Genomic DNA, 17,418 nt, shown 5'->3' with positions numbered 1-17,418 from the left:
CGGCCACACCGCCGGATTCCGAGACGGCGCCGGAAGTCACCGTCGCCCAAGTGTCGTGGACCTATGTCGGTGCCGACGGGGTGGAGGTCTCGATCTCCGACACCAGCCGGATCGTCACCCTCAACGGCGACATAAACGAGGTGGTGTACGCACTGGGCCTGGGAGACGCGGTGGTCGGCAACGACCTCAGCGCCACTTTCCCCTCCGAGACCCTCGACCTTCCGAAGATCGGATACCAGCGGACCCTCAACGCCGAGGGCATACTGTCGCTCGGGCCTACCGTGGTGATAGGCAACGAGGAGGCCGGACCGCCGGAGGCCCTCGCTCAGGTGAGGAACGCGGGCGTGCCGGTCGTGATCCTTCCCGATGAGACCACCCTCGAGGGCGCGGTACGCAAGGTGCTGATGGTGGGCGAGGTTCTGGGAATCGCCGAGCGCGCAGCCGAACTGGCCGCGCAGATAGAGGCCCAGGTGGCGGCTGCCAGGGCGCTGGTCCCCGCCGGAGCCGCACCGCCCAGGATTGGCTTCATCTACGCCCGCGGTCCCGACATCCTCTTCCTGGCCGGCCGGGACACGCCCTCCGAGAGCCTGGTGAGGGCCGCCGGAGGTATCGACGCCGGCGCCGAGGCGGGATTGGCCGACTTCACACCGTTGACCGCCGAAGGCCTGGCGGCAGCCAACCCGGACTGGTTGATCCTGACCGTGGACGGGCTGGAATCGGTGGGGGGCATCGACGGTCTCCTCGACATCCCGGGAGTGGCCCAGACGGCTGCGGGGCAGCACCGGCGGGTGCTGGCATTCGACGACCTGGCGTTCCTCGGGCTCACACCTCGAGTGGGAAAGGTGCTGGAGAGCCTGATCGCGAGCCTCTACGGGGACCGCTAGCCGTGAGCCGCACGGTCGTCCGCCGGCGGTACACGTTCGCCGTCCTGTCGGTGGCGGTGGCCGCACTGGTGGTTGCCGGCGCCGGCATGGGGGCAGTGGCCATCCCTCCCGCGACGGTGTTCTCCCTGCTCGCCGGACAGCTGGGACTCGACATCGGACCGGGCGCATCGGCCATCCACGAGTCGGTGTTCTGGTCGATCCGGCTGCCGCGTCTCGGGCTCGGCTTGGTGGCAGCCGGCGCGCTGGCCGCGGCCGGCGTGGGCCTGCAAGCCGTGTTCCGTAACCCGCTGGCCGAGTCGCAGGTGGTAGGCATGTCCTGGGGAGCGGCTGTAGGGGCCGCGGCGGTCGCAGTGCCGGGAGCCGCCATCCTCGGAGGTCCGGCCACGCCGTTTGCCGCCTCGGTCACCGCCCTGCTCTTCACCCTCCTGGCCTACCGCATCTCCCGCCGGGGCACCCGTGTCGAGGTGGTCACGCTGATCCTCGCTGGAGTGGCCATCAACGCCATCGCCGCCTCGGTCGTGGGCCTGCTCGTCAACGTCGCCGAACGGGGCCGCATGCGCTCCTTCTCATTCTGGAGTCTGGGTTCTCTGGGCGGCGCCACCTGGGAGACTGTTTGGATGACCCTGCTGTTCGTACTGCCGGCAGCAGCATTACTCGCCGCCCGCAGCCGCCGACTGAACGTCCTTCTCCTGGGCGACGAGGAAGCCCGCCACACGGGAGTGGATGTGGAACGGTTGCGCGCCGAGGTTCTGACCGCTGCCGCGTTGCTCACCGGGGCGACGGTCGCCGCCGCCGGGGTGATCGGCTTCGTGGGACTGCTGGCGCCGCACACGGTCCGGATGATCATCGGCCCGGACAACCGCGCCCTGCTCCCGGGTTCGATGCTGGCCGGAATGGTCCTGCTCCTGGCGGCCGACCTCGCAGCCCGGACGGCGGCCGCTCCGGCCGAGATACCCCTCGGCATCCTCACCGCTCTAGCGGGCGGACCCTTCTTTCTCTGGCTGCTCAACCGCACCCGCCGCGCCCAGGGAGGCTGGCGATGACGCCGGTGGTGGCCCGAGGAATAGGCTACGAAGCGGGCCGGCGCACCATCCTGGACCGGATAGACCTGGACCTGGAGGCCGGATCGCTGGATGTGCTGGTCGGGCCCAATGGCGCCGGCAAGTCCACCCTCATGAGAGTGCTGGCCGGAGACGCGGCGACCTCACGGGGCGAGGTGCTGGTGAGGGGACGCCCGATCGCGGACTACAAGCCGCTCGAACTGGCGCTGATCAGGGCTGTCCTGCCGCAGAGAACCAGAATCGAGTTCGCGTTCTCGGTGCGGCAGGTGGTGGAGTTCGGCCGCTACGCCCGCTCGCAACGGAAGAGCACCTCGGGCCGGGACGACTCCGAGGTGGTGGAGAAGGCTCTGTCGGATACCGAAACCACCGCCCTCGCCGACGTCTCGTTTCCCACCCTGTCCGTCGGAGAGCAGGTGCTTGTCATGATCGCGAGGACTCTGGCCCAGGAAACGCCCGTGCTCTTGCTCGACGAGCCCACTGCTTACCTCGACATACGGCACCAGCACCGCGTGATGGGCCTGCTCCGCGAGCGGGCTCGCCGGGGGGTTGCGGTCATGGCGGTCCTCCACGACCTCAACCTGGCCACCGGCTATGCAGACCGGATAGGGATACTGGCCAGCGGCCGCATGCGCGCCCTCGGACCGCCGGACGAGGTTCTTCAGCCCGCCCTGCTCAGCGACGTGTACCGGTATCCCATCCAGGTTCTGGACCACCCGTCGGGGAGCGGCCGGCTGGTGACAACATCGGATTGTGGCACGGGCCGGTCCGGCCGATCCGGTGAGACCCCACCGGGCCCGGTTCCCATAGGATTCGAGACATGAGCGATCTCCGGTTGCCGCTCCAACGCCTGGCCCGCCGGGTCCGGCTCACGAGGCCCGGGCAGGTCTGGGCCGCCGGGGCCGCGCTGATGGTGGGGGTGACCGCCGGCTCGGCGCTGGTAATCGCTCGCATGGTCGATTACCCGGCGTTGGTTCGCGCCGCCAGGGAGCTGTACGAGCGTCCTCTACTGTCCGTGCTCGGGCTGGCGGCCTTCGCCGGGGCCTTCCTGATCAGGTCCCTGGTCTGGAAGCGGGTGTTGCCGGACCTCACAACGGGCCATGCCTGGGCCGGCATCCACACCGCACTGCTCGGCAACCACGTCCTCCCGTTCCGGATGGGAGAGCCGCTGCGGGTGGTCTCGGTGGTCAGGCGGGCCGGGATCCCGATGCCCGAGGCCTCGGCCTCGACTGTGACCCTCCGCGCCGCCGACCTGCTGGCGGTGATCGGACTGGCATGGATTCTCGGCGCTCGCAACATATCGCTGTTCGGTTCCCCGCTCGCAGATGCCGTCGTGGTCGTAGTGGGCGCCGCCGGGCTCCTGGGCCTGGTATGGACATGGAGACTCCGAGGCGACAATCGCGTGCGGCGGCCGGGCGTGCTGGAGCTCGCGGGTACGGTGCTCGCCTGGATAGCCGAATCCGGCCTGGTGCTGGTGGTGGCGCGCTCGGCCGGCATCGAACTGCCTCTCGGGGACGCCGTGCTGGTGACCGCGGTCTCGGTGGCCGCCCAGGTACTGGCCGTCGCGCCGGGGGGATTCGGCACGTACGAGGCCGGGGCGGTCGCCGCCTACGCATTCCTCGGCCACGACCCGGGGGTAGCCCTCGCCGCGGCGCTGGCCACCCACGCTCTCAAGACCGCTTACTCGATCGGGGTCGGTGTGCCCGCCCTCTTCCTCCCCTCGCCCGGTCTTCCCGGCCGCTTCCGGTTGCCCCGTCCGGCGCCCGACCCTCCGCCAGCTACCGCCGGGACCACAGACGGTCCCATCGTCCTGTTCCTGCCCGCCTACAACGAGGAAGAGAGTGTCGCCGGCGTGATCCGCCGGATCCCCGATCGGTCGTCAGGCCGCCGCGTACTCGCGCTGGTCATCGACGACGGCTCGACCGACGCAACCGCTCGCCTGGCCCGGGAGGCAGGGGCCGAGGTCGTCTCCACGGCGGAGAATCGCGGGTTGGGTGCGGCGGTCCGTACGGGCCTGATCCGGTCCCTGGCACACGGGCCCGCGGCGGTGGTCTTCTGCGACGCGGACGCCGAGTACGCACCGGAGGAACTCAGGCGGCTGGTCGAGCCGATCCTCCAGGGCAGGGCGGACTACGTGGTCGGATCCCGCTTCGCCGGCGATATCGAACACATGTTGCCCCACCGCCGCCTCGGGAACCTGGTACTGACCCGGATCCTGGCCTACGTGGCACGCACCGGGATCACCGACGGTCAGAGCGGGTACCGGGCCTTCTCCCCGGCGGCGGCGGCCGATGCCGAGATCATCCATGACTTCAACTACGCCCAGGTGATCACCCTGGACCTGATCGCCAAGGGATACCGCTACCACGAGGTCCCGATCAGCTACCGGTTCCGCACCACCGGGACCTCATTCGTCAGGCTGGGCCGGTACCTCCGCAACGTAGTCCCGGCCGTGTACCGCGAGTTGAATGGCCCCTCCCCCGCACGCCCGCCTGCCGATGTGGCTCCTGCCGGATCCTGAGCCGGCCGGCCGGTTCTCCCGGCCTACTCGGGCTCAATCCTCCACCACGTGCCGGTCGAACGACCGGCGGGCCGCCTCCCAACTCACGTGGTCGAGGCGACCGTCCCGTCCGACCGCATCGGCGGCGGCCAGCGCCATCGCCAGCGTGTGGTGGGTGTTGTCGTGGGCGAACAACCCCTGCCTGCCGAAGGTGACCAGGTTTCTTCGGCGATCGGCCCAGGCGATCAGGGGGGTCAGTGATTCCTCGTACCCGATCCGGTACACCGGATATGCGAACCGGAGACGGCGAACAGCCACTTCGACCGGACGGGGATGCTCCAGCCCGCACCGGGCCAGCGCGTCCCCCACCATGGCTCCCAGCTCGTGGTCCGTCCGGCTCCACATGTCGTCGCTCGGCGAGCAGGGAATCTCCGCACACAGGACCGTCCGGTCCGGGGGGTCCGGCCCGTCCCGGTAGTTCTTCGGCTCCGACACCCTGGTCATGGCGATGTCGCGGTCGGGGAAGTAGTGGGCGTCGAACGGCGTGTACCTGCCCGAGGGCACGGCGAGATAGACCAGCAGCATCGCCCGGTACTCGATGCCGGCCACGCCGGGGGTCGGGTCGCCGGCAACGGTTTCCACCAGTTCCGCGAGGCTGGTCAAGGGAATGGTCGACCAGACCTGCCCCGCCTTGATCCGGTCCCCGCCGGACGTGGCGACCGTCACGGAGGAATCGCCGAACCGGATACCCGCCACCTCCGTGGAGAGACGGATGTCGGCCCCTTCCTCCACCGCAGCCTCTGCAAGTACTTCAGGGATCCGGCCGAACCCTCCGGCCGGGTAGTAGAAGAACCTTCCCCCCTGCTTCCTCGCGCTCACCCGCCGGGCCAGCTTCCAGGGTGTGTCGGCGCTGATCCGGCGCCTGGCCTGCTCACCACTCAACCCGTCCGGCTCCACACCCCAAATCTTGCGCGCATAGGGGAAGTAGAACGCCTCCCCCATAACCCGCCCCAGCCCGGTGGTCACGTACTCGGCGAAGTTCCGGTCCCGGCGGGGCCGGACGGTTGCGACCGCGGCGCTCAGGCCGGCGCGCACCAGGAAGCCCGGCGGCAGGGACCGGGCGATGGCCGCCGGGCCCGGAGGGAACGCGAGCCACCGGTCCCGGATACGTATCCGTCCGCGGCGACCTCGCTGCTGGAGCTCATCACCGAGACGGGCGCGGAGGAGCCGAAGAATCGGAGCCGGGGTCGCTGCGTGGAGTCGGTGACTCCCGTAGTCGACCCGCTGGCCGGCAAACTCGAACGAACCCGCCAACCCCCCGACCACGGCCTGGCGTTCGAGGACGATGACCCTGAAACCCAGGTAGGAGAGACGGTAGGCGGCGCCCAACCCGGCGGGGCCGGCGCCGAGGACCACGAAGTCGGTCCGGGTCACCCCGTCAGGATGGGGTGCCGGCCGCGAAGGCCGCTACTCCGGGACCGTTGTAGGACACGGATACCCGGTCGCCGGGCGCGAAGTCGGGTGCCGCGATCACCCGGGCCAGCAGTCTGGTCCCGTTGAGAGCAAGCTCGTAGGAGGTGTCGTGCCCGTAGAACTCGACCGAGGAGACCACGCCCTGGTTCCCCCGGCCCACGGCCAGGTGCTCGGGACGGATGACAACCCGGCACGGTCCCTTCACCGGCCCGGCCAGTGGAACCTCCCCGACCGCGGTGGATGCGTGCCCGTTGGTCGCCACCCCGGTCAGCAGGTTGGCTTCACCGACGAAGGCCGCCACCCACGCTGAAGCGGGGTACTGGTACACCTCGGCCGGCCGGCCGACCTGCACGATCCGACCCTCCCGCATCACCGCCACCCGGTCGCCCACCACGAACGACTCCTCCTGGTCGTGGGTGACGAAGATCGAGGTCATCCCCACTTCGCGCATCAGGGCCGCCACATCCGCCCGAATCCTGGTGCGCAGGTCGGTATCGAGGTTCGAGAACGGCTCGTCGAAGAGCAACACCCGGGGACGGGGGGCCAGAGCCCGGGCAACAGCCACTCGCTGCGCCTGACCTCCCGACAATTCGTCCGGGTAGCGGTCCGCGAGGTGCGACAGGCCGACCAGATCCAGCGTCTCGGAGACCCGGCTGCGGTCGATTCCCGCCTTGCCCAACCCGAACGCGACGTTCCTGGCCACCGTCATGTGGGGGAACAGGGCCCAATCCTGGAAGACCATCCCGATACGCCTCTGCTCGGGAGGGACGAAGTGAGCGGGACCCGTCAGGGTCGTGTCCTCGAGCGTGATGTCACCCCGGTCGGGAACCTCCAGACCGGCCAGGACGCGCAGCAGCGTGGTCTTCCCGCAGCCGCTCGGCCCGAGCAGCGCCAGCGACTCGCCCCGCTCGACTGCCAGGTCCACACCGGCCAGCGCGGCCGTGCCATTGAAGCGTTTGGCGATGTCGATTGCCTGCAGATACGGCATACGGGCTCCTGAAGGGGCCATGCTACGAGCGGTTGACCATCCGGCTAAAAGCTACCTGATCTTTGAAGTTAGGGTAGCCTGACTCATAGTACATCGGACCGGGAAAATCGCCCGAATCGCGATACGGATCGACCGGTGTCCCCTCCCGTCAGGACGCCACGGGAGCAGGCGGCCAGGGCGTGTTCACGCTATGCGCGTTCGTTTGCTATCGCGGGTCCCCGTGGTCGATCTGGGTGGCGGCGGTGGGATATGGCGGTCCACACCACGCCACCCCCAACGCAGAACACCGTGGTCGGTCTGTGGCGCGGCGGTGGGATATGGCGGTCCACACCACGCCACCCCCAACGCAGAACACCGTGGTCGGTCTGTGGCGCGGCGGTGGGATATGGCGCCGCCAGCGGCGTCTATGGCAAGGACTGCTGACGAAGGCGTACCCGCAGGGTACGTTGAGGAGGCAGGACACAGCCAGAGACGTCGATGGCGGTCCAGATCACGCCGCCGCAACGCAGACCGACCACGACTAAAAGTCCCGCTCGACCACGAACGCGGCCAGATCGACCAACTCCCCGGCTACCCGGGTGTCGATATCCGCCCCGCCCAGGGCATCGGCCGCACGCCGCATGCAGTCGCGGGCCGCGGTGGCGGTCGCTTCCCGGCCGCCCGCTTCCTCGACGAGGGCGGCGGCCGCCTCGATCCCGTCATCATCCAGGTGCTCCCCGGCATACAGGTCGGCGAGCCGCTCTCCGGCCTCGGAGCCCGAAGCCAGGGCCACCGCCACCGGGATCGACTTCTTGCGCTCCCTGAGGTCGTTACCGGCCGGCTTGCCCGTCACCGACGGATCTCCCCAGATCCCGAGCAGATCGTCGATGGCCTGGAATCCCCGGCCCAGTTCGAGTCCGAAGGTCCGGAGCCGGCGGACCGTCCGTTCGGGAGCGCCGGCCAGGATGGCGCCCACCGCAGAGGAATGGGCCAGCAGGGCGCCTGTCTTGAGCGAGACCATCTCCCAGGACAGGTCCACATCCACGTCTCCGGACCGGTCGAACGACATGTCCATGTGCTGCCCGGCGATCATCGACGCGGTAGCCCTCACCAGGTCGGCGGCTGCCGCCACCCGCTGCGGCGAGGGCCGGTCCAGCAGCAACTCGAGCCCGAGCAGCATCATGGCATCGCCGGCGATGATGGCGTCCCCGGCGCCGAAGGTCTTCCAGACCGTCGCCCGATGGCGGCGCTCGGGATCGTTGTCGATGATGTCGTCGTGAACGAGCGAGAAGTTGTGGACGATCTCCACCGCCACGGCCCCCGGGAGAGCGACTTCCGCCGCTGCCCCCACCGCTTCGGCAGACAGGAGAGCGAGTGCCGGCCGGATGCCCTTGCCGTGGCGAGGGTTAGGAACCGGAGACCCGGCCTGATCGATCCATCCGAAGTGGTAGCGAACCGGGAGAGCCAGGCCGGCGGGCAGCCGGCCCACGGCTTCGATCAGCGCAGGCTGGACCATGGCCCCGGTCCGCTCCAGCAAGTCCGGCGTCGCCCGTCTCATGTCCTGGCGCCCTCACCGTCCGCCGGTACCGTCTCGCGTTCGGGGCCCCCGTCCCCGTTGGCGACGCTCGCCGCGCGGCGACCAGCTTCAACCCCGCTGCGCACCGCTCCCTCCATCGTCGCGGGCCACCCGGTGTCGGTCCAGGCGCCGGCCAGGAAGACCCTGGGGTCACCACACCCGGCACCGGCCCGGAGCGGATGGGTGCCCGGCCCGCCCCGGAAGGTCGCCCTCGGCTCCCTGGTGACCATCGACTCGGTCACGACCGCCCCTGCTGCGGCGGGAAGCAGGCGCTCCATCTCCGCGACGAAGTGCTTCACCAGTTCGGGCGCGCTCGTGCCGAGATGGGAATCGGCCGCCGACAGCGAGATCGCCAGGCACTGGCGGCCGTCGTCGAGGCCGGCGGCTCCTGTCCGGTCGAACACGTACTGGATGTCGCTCCCGACCGCAGCGAACATCGGGAGGTCGGTGATGGGACGGTCATAGACCAGATGTACGTTCACGATCGGCGAGACCCCTAGCCGATCCAGGCGATCCTGGAAGGGTACGGCGCCGGACGGAAGCATCGATCCGACCGCATCGTGCGGAACGGCCACGACCACCGAATCGGCCTCGATGCCCCGGTCGTTGGTAGTTACCTCCAAGCGTCCCCCGGAACCCGTTCGAACAGCCGACACCGGCGCCCGGGTCACCACCTCGGCTCCCCGTGCTTCCAGGGCGCGCCGGCCGGCGTCCCCGTGGAGCGCCGAGAGCGGCACCGACGCCCAGCCGATGTCCGCGGACGCGGCGTCGGTCAGAAGCCCGGTCACGAACACCTTGGCAGCGAGCTTCAGGGATGCATCCCCGGCATGAACGTTCACGGTCGGGAGCACGACCAGATCCCAGAACCGCTCGACGGCCTCGGCCGGCTGACCGCGGGCCGCCAACCAGTCGCCGAAAGACACCTTGTCGAGAGTCGGATCCTCCGGGTCGAGCCTTCGCAGGGCTCTTCCGGCCGCCAGGACCTTCAACCTGGCCTTCAAGCCGATGTGAGGGTAGGCCAGCAGCGATGGCGCCAGATGGAGAGGGGCCGGGCCGAAGGTACGCCGGATCGTTCCCATCCTCCCGCCGGGTCGTAGCACGGGAATGTTCAGCCTCTTCTGGATGGTCACATCACCGATCGAGCCGATCCTCTGCAGGAACGCCACGTAGGCGGTGCAACAACGGAGGAACACGTGCTGGCCGTTGTCGTACCAGATCCCCTTCCGCCTGAAGGACCAGGTGGCTCCGCCGAGACGGGGCCGCCGCTCGAGCAGGGTGACCGACGCTCCGCGGTCGGCCGCTTCCAGACCGGCGGCAAGGCCTGCCAGGCCACCCCCCACCACCACCACTCGGGGGCGGCGGCTGTTCACGGCTGGAGACCGGCGATGCTACGCACCGCTACCAGGCCCTTCTCCCAGGCCGGGAGGCTGACACGCTCGGTCAGGGGGAGGGTGGGCTGGGCACGCATTCGCCGAAGCAGCCGCCGGTAGATTCCCGCCATCGCGGCGGTGCAGGACCGGCTGCGGTGATCGAGATGCGCCAGCAGCGCCAGGCCGCTGTCGAACCAGACGGCGGCCTGACCCGCCACATATTCCACCATGGCGCCGACCTGCTCCGGCGGGGTCCAGCTGCCCGGCGCGATTCCGAAGCGATCCCGTACCTGCTCCGGGAGGTAGATGCGCCCCATCCGGAGATCCTCAGCGATGTCCCGCAACATGTTGGTCAGCTGGAAGGCCACGCCCAGATCATCGGCCATCCGGGAGGCCTCGCTCTCCCCCGCCGGACGCCGCCGACCGCCCCGGGTTCCGAACACACCGAGCGAGAGGCGTCCCACCGACCCTGCCACCAGCCGGCAGTAACGGACCGTGTCCTCCATCGTGACGTACTCCGCGCCCCTTACGTCCATCTCGCAACCCTCGACGATCTCGTGCAGGGCGGCTACCGGGATCGGGTAACGCGCCGTGGCGTCGGCCAGGGCCACCAGCACAGGGTCGTTACGGTCCTCCACGTCTCCCGCGCGAAGCTTCTCAATCACGGTGTGGAGCCTGTCCAACTCCTCGAGTTTGCGGTCACCGGGCCAGGTCCCGTCCCCGACGTCGTCGATACGCCGGGCCATGGCATAGAGCGCAGCCATCGCTCGGCGTTTGGGCGGGGGGAGGAGCCGGATGCCGTAGGCGAAGTTGCGAGCCGCCTCCCAGGTAATCCGCTCGCATCCGTCGTAGGCGGTCTCGGGGGTCACGGGCTTGCTCTCGCGCGGTCCGCCCGGCGGCGTCGGCCCAGGTAAACCGGGATGAAGCGGCGGAGGAGGCCTGGGCGCCCGGCGCTGCGCACGCCGCCCAGTACCTCGAAGCCGGCCTTCTCGATGGCGTCCAGTCCCGCCAACCCGCCGGCCACGAAGCCGGATATCGCCAGGCGGGCGTACCCGTTCAGGGACCGGACCAGCGGAATGCCCGCCTCGACCAGTTCACGGGCGAATCCCGACTCGTAGGCGACCAGTTCCCGGAGACCGGTTCCGGCCTCGGACGCCGAAAGGTCCTCGACCGCGCAGCCGAACCTCGCCATGTCCTCGGCGGGGAGGTAGACGCGCCCCGCCCGCGCATCCTCGGCCACGTCCTGGAGGTGCTCCAGTATCTGGAGACCGCTGCACACCGCGTTCGATGCCGCGATCCGCTCCGGGGTGGCGGCATCGAAGACCGCCAGCACCATATGCCCCACGGGGTTGGCGGACAGGGCGCAGTAGTCCATCAGCTCTTCGCGGGTTTCGTAGCGGGTCTTGTGCTGGTCCTGGCGGTTGGCCGCCAGCAACTCATCGAACGGGAGGCGAGGCACGCTGAAAAGTTGGATCATGGGCGCCAACCGGCGGAACACCGGGTGCCGCGGAGAACCCGAGAAGAGGGCGTCCAGTTCCGAGTCGGCCCAGTCCAGCGCCGCCGTCCGGTCTCCCGGGAACTCGTCTCCCAGGTTGTCCACGAGCCGAGCGTAACCGTAGATGGCTTCCAGGTGATCGCGCAGGCGTCGCGGGAGCAGGCGGAGCGCAACCGGAAAATTCTCCCCGGCCGCTCTGGCCATCACCACGTCGAGCGCCACGTGCTGCCCGACCGACTCGGACCCGGAATGGGACGAGCATGCCCCTGCTGACTCTGTCAGCGAAACCCGGTCGGTCGCCCTCTCGGCGGACACCGCACCTCCCACCTGCAGGGAGCGTGACCGTGGTCGGCCGGTCCCCGGCTATCAGAAACGATTCGCCCCGAGAATAGGGCGTATTCACGCTGTGCGCAGTCGTTTGGCAGCGCGGGTCCCCGTGGTTGGTCTGTGGCGCGGCGGTGGGATATGGCATCGGCAGCGGCGTCTATGGCAAGGACTTGCTGACGAAGGCGTACCCGCAGGGTACGTTGAGGAGGCAGGACGCAGCCAGAGGCGTCGATGGCGGTCCAGAGCACGCCGACCGCAACACAGACCGGCCACCATCAAATAGTTGCCGAACCTTCCCATGACTTGTCGCCCCGGCGAGCGCGGGCTGCTCAGGGACGCGGGCGGTGGGGACGCCGGGTCTACCGCTACCAGGCCAGGTACTTGAGCTCCAGGAATTCCTCCATGCCGTGGTGGCTGCCCTCGCGGCCCACGCCCGACTCCTTCACGCCGCCGAAGGGCGCAGCCTCGTCCGAGATGATGCCCCGGTTGAGCGCCACCATTCCCGACTCGATCGCCTCGCCCACCCGGAACGCCCGGTTCATGTCCCCGGTGTACACGTAGGAGATCAGACCATGGATGGTGTTGTTGGCAGCCTCGATGGCCTCCTCCTCGGAGTCGAAGGACACCACCGGAGCGACAGGACCGAAGATCTCATGGCCGAGGATCGCCGCGTCGGGCGCGACCTCCGACAGCACGGTGGGCTGGTAGAAGTAGCCGGGACCGTCCGGCGCCGCCCCTCCGGTACGTACCGTGGCCCGATCGTCGACCGCGCCCGACACCAGACTGTCGATCTTCTCCACGGCCGAGGAGTTGATCATCGGGCCCACGTCGTTGGACCTGTCGATGCCCGGCCCCATGCGGAGGGCCGACATCGCTTCGGTCAGTCGGTCGGTGAACTGCTGAGCCACACCCGACTGGACGTAGAAGCGGTTGGCAGCCACGCAGGTCTCCCCGGCGACGCGCATCTTGGCCAGCACGGCTCCCTGGACGGCTGACTCGATGTCGGCGTCGTCGAAAACCACGAAGGGCGCATTGCCACCCAGCTCCATGCTGGTCCGGAGGATGCGGCGCCCGGCCTTTTCCATCAGGATCCGGCCGACCTCGGTGGAGCCTGTGAAGGACAGCTTCCTCACCCTCGGGTCGTCGAGCATGACGTCCACAACGCCGGAGGAGCCCCGCGCCATCACCACGTTGACGGTTCCCGGAGGGGCGCCTGCCTCCGCCAGGATGTCCGCCACCGCCAGGGCCGAGAGCGGGGTGTCGGAGGCGGGCTTGAGGATGGTCGTGCATCCGGCCGCCAAGGCCGGGGCGATCTTGCGGGTTGCCATCGCCGACGGGAAGTTCCACGGGGTGACCATGAGGGAGATCCCGACCGGCTCGGGCAGCACGACGATCCGCTTGTCGCCGCGCGGCGCGGTACGGATCTCGCCCATGATGCGGACCGCCTCCTCCGAAAACCACCGGAAGAACTCGGCGCCGTATCGAACCTCCCCGATCGCGTCGCCATAGGCTTTACCGTTTTCGAGGATGATCAGCTCCGCCAGCTGCTCCTCCCGCTCGAGCATCAGGTCGTAGGCCCGGCGAAGGATGTCCGAACGCGTGCGCGGAGCAGTGGCCGCCCATCCGGGCGCGGCCTCGGCGGCCGCGTCCACCGCTTGGCGCGCCTCTTCGACTCCCGCGGTCGAAACGGCGGCAAGTACCTGTTCGGTGGCGGGATCGATGACGTCTAGCTCGCCATCCCCCTCCGTCCATTCGCCGCCGATCCGGAGCTGGGTCCTCGGACTCCGGAAAAGCTCGGTTACCACGGTCATCTCTTTCCTCCCGGGAGGTGTCGGCGTTTCTTCTACAGGCCGATGTGTTCGGCCAGGTCGGACGCCACCGCTCCGGCATGCACCTCCAGGTCGCGTTGGATTACGGACGGCTCATCGGTGCCGGCGACCGGGCGGGTGGAATCCACGTATATCTTAAGCTTGGGTTCGGTGCCACTGGGCCGGACGAGCACCCGGGTCCGATCCTGGAGCCGGAGTTCGATCAGCGACGCTGCTCCGAGCCACCGGGGCCTCCGATCGGCGCCTTCCCGGTAGTCGGTCATCCCCAGCACCGCCACTCCTGCCAGGCGGCCCGGGGGATCCGCGGCCAGCCGTCGCATGGCGTCGGCGATCTCGCTCGCTCCGGCCGATCCGGGCCTTCTGATGCTGCGCTGGACCGAGACCCACAACCCGAACCGGCGATACAGTGCCTGCAGCCTATCGAGCACCGTTTCGCCCTCCTTCCGGCACTCGGATGCCAGGTCGGCCATGTACAGGGCGGCCGACAGGCCGTCCTTGTCGTACGCCAAGCCCCCCACTGCATGTCCCAGGGCTTCCTCGAATCCGAAGACCAGGGCAGCCTCGCCCGCGGCCTCGATATCGAGCGCTGCGTTCATGATCCACTTGAAGCCGGTGAGCGTGGTCTCGAAGCGGGCATCTCGGGCAGCCGCAACATGTCGGGCCATGGGCGAGCTGACGATGGTGCTAGTGACGAGTGGCCGCGTGCCGCCATCCGGGCGGCGCGAGAGTATGTAATCGGTCAACAGCACGCCCACCTGGTTACCGGTGAGGCTGACCCATCCCCCGGCGCCGGGCACCGCCACTCCCAGCCGGTCGGCGTCAGGATCGTTGGCCAGCACCAGATCGGCCTCGACCCTGCGGGCCAGGTCCAGTGCCAGATCCATGGCACCCGGTTCCTCGGGATTGGGGAACGGCAGCGTAGGGAAATGCCCGTCCGGTCCGGCCTGCTCGTCAACCGGGTGGACATCCCGGTAACCGGCCTCGGTCAGTAGCTCGCTCATGTATCGCCAACCCACCCCGTGCATCGGCGTGTAGACGATCCGCAGGCCCGGATCGACCGTCGCAGGCGACCGCAGCCGGGCCAGCTCCTCCCGGTACCCGTACCAGACTTCCGGTGAAACGGGGGCCACACGCTCCCCGGCTTCCCGGAGCGGCGCATCCGTCAGAGGAACATCGGCCGCCGCGCCGACCCGGTCGATGGCTGCGGCGATGGCTGCGTCGACCGGGGGGATGATCTGGGCGCCGTTGGCGTCATAAACCTTGTAGCCGTTGTCCCGGGGAGGGTTGTGGCTGGCCGTGATCATCACCCCGGCGCAGGCCCCCAGCACCCGGACCGCATATGCCACCAGTGGAGTCGGGACCTCCTCCTCCCAGAACCTGACCCGCAGACCCGCAGCGCTCAACACGCCCACCGTATCCCGCATGAAGACCGAACTGGAGAGCCGGGCATCACGGCCCACCACCACCGGAGCGGCCGGCGCTCCCCTGTGGCGAGCCAGCAGGAAGTCGGCCAGCCCTCGCGTGGTCCTGATCACCGTGGCCCGGTTCATCCGGTTGGAGCCGGCTTCCACGACCCCGCGGAGCCCGGCGGTGCCGAAGGCGAGCGTCCCGTCCATCCGATCCGCCAACTCGGCCCGGTCCCCGGAGCCGAGCAGGGCGCTCAACTCGCCCCTGGTGCGGTGATCGGGGTCGCCCAGGATCCAGGCCCTGGCCCGCTCCACCACGTCGCTCATGGCAATCGACGATAGCCACTGGCCGCCGGCTAGCTGGGGCGGCTCCGGATGGCGAGCACCCGGTAGGAGAAGCCGGCATCCTGGCGTCGGGTTCCGAGGCTGGTCCAGCCTGAGGTGCCGGACTCCTGGCACTCGCCGCTCCAGACCACGGTCAGAGTCACCGGATACCCGCTCCGGTGACCAGCCCGTGAGGAGGACCTGAGGTAGACGGCCTCGGCGCCGCCGAACCGGACCTCGGCCGCGCTCTTCAACGAGCCGGCGTCGGGATAGTCCGTTGCGTGGCGGTGGAAGGTCCTGACGCCGAGTTCCATTCCTTCCGGCGTTCCCAGGCCGGTCATCACCCATGACATCCGGCTTACCCACACCCGGATCGACACCGACTCGCCATCGATCCGTGCGGTATAGGTCCGGGACGGATCCCCCCGGTAGTAGGCCCTGACCGGCACCCTAACGTAGCCGTAACGCGCCGGCTGGAAGCCCAGGGACGGGCTTGCGATGCCGTCGATGGTGCTATGGAACGAGGTCACGGCGCCCGCCTTCGTGCACGCAGGGGGCGGAGGCTTGCTCGTCGTGGTGGTTCGCCACGTCGTGATGGACGTGGTCGGATCGGTGGTCCCTCTGGTCGTGCTGGTGTCCCTCGTCGTACGGGTATCCCTCGTCGTACGGGTATCCCTCGTCGTCCCGGTGTGCCTCGTCGTTCTGGTATCCCTCGTCGTACTGGTGACCCCGGTCGTTCTGGTCCCCCTCGTCGTGTCGGTAACGGAAACACGAGTGGTCGCCCGATCGCCGGTCGTGGTCGCCCGGTCGCCGGCCGTAGTCGGGCAGTCGGGCGGATGGGCGCTCGGATCATTCGCACAGTGCGCATGGTTCACCCTCACCCAGGTCCCGCAGTTGCCGGGGCTGGTGTCGGCCGGCAGGCTCCTGTCACCCGCACATACGTAGCGCGTGGGCCCGCGCCGGTCCTCGTGCCGGCTCAAATACTGGTACTTGACCGTGATGCCGTCCCCGTGCGGGGCGTGCCCGCCCCGTCCGATACCGCAACTGTTGATACCCGGCTGCGGCGGGCTGATCCTGGGGCCGCAGGCTCTCCACAAGTTTCCCGTGGCCTTCCACTTCACGCATGAGATCTCGCCGGTACCTGTCTCGACGTTGGTCTGCTGGCACTTCAGCTTCCTCCAGTAGTTCCAGTGCTGCTCCCAATCCCAGGTCGCCACGGTCCGACCGGCCCGCCATGAAGTCTCGGTTGGATGGGCCGCGCCCGGCTCCGAGGCCCACAGGGCGGCTGCGGCGAGCAACCCGATCAGCAGGAGCCAGCCCGCCGCGGCAGGCGTCAGCCTGGCCTGCGCCGGAAGGCCCCGGATGCGCCTGCGTATCCAGGCCATCAGTACCTACCCGTCGACTCGGGCGCCTCGTCCTCGTTGACCTCGGGGTTCGGGTCGCGGGGACAGCGGACATCGCTTCCCACGTGCTCCATGATCACCAGCACCTTCACGCAGTAGGACCTCCTGTACGAGACCTTCCATTCCCCGTCCACCTGGACGAGGGTGTCCAGAATCGGGTTGGTGGGCGAGAAGTCGGGATGGTCAAGGCGGTAGCGGACCGCTATCACCCCCCGGTCGGCGTCCGGACCGCCGCGCCACACGATCTCCTCGAATATCACGCCCGACCTGCCGCGCTGCTCCGGGTGGTACAGGGCGGCATCATGGGTTCGGCCGAAGTCGTCCAGCGCGTCGAAAACCTCATCGAGCAGGGGCCCGTTCCTGATCGCCCCACGGCGCTGCTCGTCCGTGCCCGTGTACGCCAGGTGCACCGACCGGCGAACCTCCGCCAGCGTGCACGGGTCCTCGACCGCATAGCCGTCCGCGATCCATAGGTCTTCGATCGGAGGGCACCGCCCGGCCTCCTCGAGGGGCGGACCGGACGGATCGGGCGCCTCGGCGTCCCGGTCGGGCGGGTACCGGAGGGTGGTGGCCGTCAGGCCCACCGGCTCTGCGGCGTGACTGTGATACGCCCCGGTCTCGTGACTGTGGTCGTGAGCTGCCGCGCCGCCTTGATCCTGACCGTCCGTCCCGGCATCGGTCGAGATCGAATCCGGAGGCTTCACCCAGTCCGGGGATGCGGCGCCGGGTTCCTGCCCGCCGGCCGGAGGAGGTACGGAAGTCGGCGGAGGCTCCGATCGCTGCGTTGTCCGGACGGGTACCGTCAT

At 69.2% G+C, this 17,418-nt stretch carries 15 protein-coding genes; 5 read left to right on the top strand and 10 right to left on the bottom strand.

The window, feature by feature from the left end:
- The first annotated feature begins 80 nt into the window (after positions 1-80).
- From ACOQPD_RS13210 to ACOQPD_RS13195, 4 genes are read left to right on the top strand one after another with little or no spacing between them, the layout of a single operon-like run.
- Positions 81-884 carry a heme/hemin ABC transporter substrate-binding protein gene (locus tag ACOQPD_RS13210; protein WP_420612423.1) on the top strand — a complete coding sequence of 268 codons (804 nt, stop codon included), beginning with the start codon at positions 81-83 and terminating at the stop codon, positions 882-884.
- A gap of 2 nt (positions 885-886) precedes the next feature.
- Positions 887-1,927: a FecCD family ABC transporter permease gene (locus tag ACOQPD_RS13205; protein ID WP_420612422.1), complete on the top strand. Its 1,041-nt coding sequence runs from the start codon at positions 887-889 to the stop codon at positions 1,925-1,927.
- Positions 1,924-2,766: a heme ABC transporter ATP-binding protein gene (locus ACOQPD_RS13200; RefSeq protein ID WP_420612421.1), complete on the top strand. Its 843-nt coding sequence runs from the start codon at positions 1,924-1,926 to the stop codon at positions 2,764-2,766. Before ACOQPD_RS13205 ends, ACOQPD_RS13200 begins: the two co-directional genes overlap by 4 nt.
- Positions 2,763-4,463 (top strand): glycosyltransferase, encoded by a 1,701-nt coding sequence (locus ACOQPD_RS13195; protein WP_420612420.1) that lies wholly within the window; start codon positions 2,763-2,765, stop codon positions 4,461-4,463. Before ACOQPD_RS13200 ends, ACOQPD_RS13195 begins: the two co-directional genes overlap by 4 nt.
- A gap of 33 nt (positions 4,464-4,496) precedes the next feature.
- Here the strand turns inward: ACOQPD_RS13195 and ACOQPD_RS13190 are convergent, their stop codons facing one another.
- The 9 genes from ACOQPD_RS13190 to ACOQPD_RS13150 form a co-directional block, all read right to left on the bottom strand.
- Entirely contained in the window at positions 4,497-5,876 is a 1,380-nt protein-coding gene (locus ACOQPD_RS13190) for a protoporphyrinogen/coproporphyrinogen oxidase (protein ID WP_420612419.1), read from the bottom strand.
- Positions 5,877-5,880: 4 nt separating this feature from the next.
- Positions 5,881-6,903, bottom strand: coding sequence for an ABC transporter ATP-binding protein (locus tag ACOQPD_RS13185; RefSeq protein WP_420612418.1), 1,023 nt, complete (start codon positions 6,901-6,903; stop codon positions 5,881-5,883).
- Between the two features lie 520 nt (positions 6,904-7,423).
- Positions 7,424-8,440, bottom strand: a complete 1,017-nt coding sequence (locus ACOQPD_RS13180; RefSeq protein ID WP_420612417.1) for a polyprenyl synthetase family protein — start codon at positions 8,438-8,440, stop codon at positions 7,424-7,426.
- On the bottom strand, positions 8,437-9,828 hold the full coding sequence (hpnE, locus tag ACOQPD_RS13175) for a hydroxysqualene dehydroxylase HpnE (RefSeq protein WP_420612416.1): 1,392 nt from the start codon (positions 9,826-9,828) through the stop codon (positions 8,437-8,439). Before hpnE ends, ACOQPD_RS13180 begins: the two co-directional genes overlap by 4 nt.
- Complete coding sequence (locus ACOQPD_RS13170) at positions 9,825-10,697, bottom strand: phytoene/squalene synthase family protein (RefSeq protein WP_420612415.1); 873 nt, start codon at positions 10,695-10,697, stop codon at positions 9,825-9,827. Before ACOQPD_RS13170 ends, hpnE begins: the two co-directional genes overlap by 4 nt.
- Positions 10,694-11,638: a squalene synthase HpnC gene (hpnC, locus tag ACOQPD_RS13165; RefSeq protein WP_420612414.1), complete on the bottom strand. Its 945-nt coding sequence runs from the start codon at positions 11,636-11,638 to the stop codon at positions 10,694-10,696. The genes ACOQPD_RS13170 and hpnC overlap by 4 nt, the downstream gene beginning before the upstream one ends.
- A gap of 377 nt (positions 11,639-12,015) precedes the next feature.
- Positions 12,016-13,461 (bottom strand): NAD-dependent succinate-semialdehyde dehydrogenase, encoded by a 1,446-nt coding sequence (locus tag ACOQPD_RS13160; protein ID WP_420612413.1) that lies wholly within the window; start codon positions 13,459-13,461, stop codon positions 12,016-12,018.
- Positions 13,462-13,493: 32 nt separating this feature from the next.
- The gene (locus ACOQPD_RS13155; RefSeq protein ID WP_420612412.1) at positions 13,494-15,212 is read right to left on the bottom strand and encodes a phospho-sugar mutase; all 1,719 of its coding nucleotides are present in this window, start codon (positions 15,210-15,212) and stop codon (positions 13,494-13,496) included.
- A 29-nt stretch (positions 15,213-15,241) separates the two neighbouring features.
- Positions 15,242-15,739 carry a hypothetical protein gene (locus tag ACOQPD_RS13150; RefSeq protein ID WP_420612411.1) on the bottom strand — a complete coding sequence of 166 codons (498 nt, stop codon included), beginning with the start codon at positions 15,737-15,739 and terminating at the stop codon, positions 15,242-15,244.
- Here ACOQPD_RS13150 and ACOQPD_RS13145 point away from each other — a divergent pair.
- Positions 15,717-16,154, top strand: coding sequence for a hypothetical protein (locus ACOQPD_RS13145; protein ID WP_420612410.1), 438 nt, complete (start codon positions 15,717-15,719; stop codon positions 16,152-16,154). The two genes, ACOQPD_RS13150 and ACOQPD_RS13145, sit on opposite strands and share 23 nt — an antisense overlap.
- A 439-nt stretch (positions 16,155-16,593) precedes the next feature.
- On the opposite strand, the gene ACOQPD_RS13140 is transcribed toward ACOQPD_RS13145, so the two are convergent.
- Positions 16,594-17,316 carry a hypothetical protein gene (locus ACOQPD_RS13140; RefSeq protein WP_420612409.1) on the bottom strand — a complete coding sequence of 241 codons (723 nt, stop codon included), beginning with the start codon at positions 17,314-17,316 and terminating at the stop codon, positions 16,594-16,596.
- Positions 17,317-17,418 lie beyond the last annotated feature (102 nt).

This window comes from Candidatus Spongiisocius sp., assembly GCF_965221825.1.
In the GTDB taxonomy this organism is placed as follows: Bacteria; Actinomycetota; Acidimicrobiia; order Spongiisociales; family Spongiisociaceae; genus Spongiisocius.
This window is presented reverse-complemented; position numbering and strand designations above follow the sequence as displayed.

Bases quoted from the DNA above. Each gene is read 5' to 3' on its own strand.
- ACOQPD_RS13160 (WP_420612413.1), bottom strand. From the start codon at position 13,461: ATGACCGTGGTAACCGAGCTTTTCCGGAGTCCGAGGACCCAGCTCCGG.
- ACOQPD_RS13145 (WP_420612410.1), top strand. From the start codon at position 15,717: ATGGTGCTATGGAACGAGGTCACGGCGCCCGCCTTCGTGCACGCAGGG.
- ACOQPD_RS13155 (WP_420612412.1), bottom strand. From the start codon at position 15,212: ATGAGCGACGTGGTGGAGCGGGCCAGGGCCTGGATCCTGGGCGACCCC.
- ACOQPD_RS13180 (WP_420612417.1), bottom strand. From the start codon at position 8,440: ATGAGACGGGCGACGCCGGACTTGCTGGAGCGGACCGGGGCCATGGTC.
- ACOQPD_RS13200 (WP_420612421.1), top strand. From the start codon at position 1,924: ATGACGCCGGTGGTGGCCCGAGGAATAGGCTACGAAGCGGGCCGGCGC.
- ACOQPD_RS13185 (WP_420612418.1), bottom strand. From the start codon at position 6,903: ATGCCGTATCTGCAGGCAATCGACATCGCCAAACGCTTCAATGGCACG.
- ACOQPD_RS13195 (WP_420612420.1), top strand. From the start codon at position 2,763: ATGAGCGATCTCCGGTTGCCGCTCCAACGCCTGGCCCGCCGGGTCCGG.